The following is a 1,919-nucleotide window of genomic DNA, read 5'->3' on the forward strand; positions in this document are numbered from 1 at the left end:
ACGGTTACGGTGAGCGCTTTTGTCGGGATTATATTCTGGCCATGGGCGGGGCTATCTGGTCTTGCTCACTGGAGCAGATGGAGGTGTTTCCTGCCCGGTTCTTTATTCAGTTTTTCCAGAACCATGGCCTGCTGTCGCTGAATGATCGCCCGCAGTGGTTTGTGGTGCCGGGCGGCTCCAATCAATATGTGCAGCCACTGGTGGACGGTTGTGAGGCCGCGTTTCATATCGCCACACCGGTGCAGGGGATACGTCGAGATCATCACGGGGTGTACGTCACCGCACAGGGCAAAGAGCAGCACTTTGACCAGGTAGTGCTGGCCTGCCACAGCGACCAGGCTTTGGCATTGCTGGATGATCCGGATGCGCGAGAAAAAGACGCCTTGTCGCAATTGGGTTATCAGGACAATGAGGTGGTCTTGCACACGGATACCCGGCTTTTGCCCCGTCGCGAGCGGGTCTGGTCCAGCTGGAATGCTCTATTGTTTGAACAGGATCAGGAGCGGGTTCAGGTGACCTACAACATGAATATCCTGCAGGGCATCAGCGCCCCGGAAACGTTCTGTGTGACGCTCAATGCCACCGACCTTATTGATGAAGAACAGATCCTGGCCCGCTACCGTTTTGCGCACCCGTTGTTCACTCCGCACACCGTGGCGGCCCGGGAGCAATTGCTGAAAGAAAACGGCAAACGGGGTACCTGGTTTGCCGGTGCCTGGTGTCGCAATGGCTTTCATGAAGATGGTGTGGTGTCTGCGTTGAACGTGGTGGAAGGCATTGCTGGCACAGCGCAGCCGGGGAGTGCTGCGTAATGCGTGCCTCGGCAGAGCAGGCGGTAATGTCCTGTGCCATTGCCCAGGGGCGGGTCTGGCATCAGCGCTTGCAACCCTTTACGCATCGCTTTGACTACCCGCTGTGGATGGTCTGGTGCGATCTGGAAAAAATTGATGAGTTGCTGGGACGACACTGGGCCTGGGGCCGGGCATGGCGACCGGTAACGTTCCGTGACCGGGACTACCTGGATGACCGTTGCGTGCCGCTGGCGGAAAAAGTGCAGCAAAAAGCCGCCACTCTGGGGTTGGACTGGTCCCGGGGGCGGACCTTTATGCTGGGGCAGTGGCGTACGTTTGGTTCCCTGTTCAATCCGCTGGTGCTGTACCTGCATTTTCCTGAAGGGCAAAGCCAGCCCGACAGCATGATTGCCGAGGTGCAGAATACCCCCTGGCGTGAGCGCCACTTTTACCCGCTCACGTTTTCTTGTGGTGATAACGACGCCCTGGTGGTTGATCACCCCAAAGCCTTCCATGTCTCCCCCTTCCTGCCCATGTTGCTGCAATATCACTGGGATCTTCACGTTGCCTTACCCGATCTGCGAATAGGGTTAGAGGACCGGGAGAACCAGGTTCCCGTCTTCAAGGCCGGGGTGAAATTGCAATTATTTGCGTCAGAACCGGCGATGATGGGTAAGGGCATTTTCCGGTTTGGTGCACAGGGGTTGGCCACGCTGAAACGTATTTACTGGCAGGCCTTCAAACTGTGGCGCAAGGGGGCGGTCTTCCATGGCCACCCCGCTGGCAAGCGCGATGAATGCGATCAAGGAAACAGGGAGTGAGACAAATGCTGTCTGGCGATAAAGCCTCTGACAATAAAGGTGACCAGGCCGGCACACTGAGTTGGCCGCAATCGGTGGCGCGCACGCTGGTGTTGAATCAGCTTGAGAAACTGCCGCGGGGTGGCCTGCGTATCGATGAGCCAGATGGTAATACGGTCATGCTTGGTTCCGCCGTGCGGGACAATAACGCTCTGGCTAATGACCTGGGGCACATCGTACTGGCCGACTGGCGCACCTACAGCATGATGATGAGCGGTGGGGCGCTGGGGGCGGCGGAAGCGTTTATGGAGCAGGGCTGGTCCAGCCC

At 57.9% G+C, this 1,919-nt stretch carries 2 protein-coding genes and 1 pseudogene; all 3 read left to right on the forward strand.

The window, feature by feature from the left end:
* Window positions 1–812 (forward strand): NAD(P)/FAD-dependent oxidoreductase (locus A3754_RS20550; protein ID WP_197468747.1); only part of this gene is annotated, 812 nt, incomplete at its 5' end.
* Window positions 812–1,612, forward strand: a complete 801-nt coding sequence (locus A3754_RS20555) for a DUF1365 domain-containing protein (RefSeq protein ID WP_063521173.1) — start codon at window positions 812–814, stop codon at window positions 1,610–1,612. The genes A3754_RS20550 and A3754_RS20555, both read left to right, overlap by 1 nt.
* Before the next feature lie 5 nt (window positions 1,613–1,617).
* Window positions 1,618–1,919 (forward strand): annotated as a pseudogene (locus A3754_RS20560) (SAM-dependent methyltransferase); the annotation flags it as partial.

This window comes from Alcanivorax sp. HI0083, assembly GCF_001635175.1.

Coding starts and splice junctions, on each gene's coding strand:
- A3754_RS20555 (WP_063521173.1), top strand. CDS start 812: ATGCGTGCCTCGGCAGAGCAGGCGGTAATGTCCTGTGCCATTGCCCAG.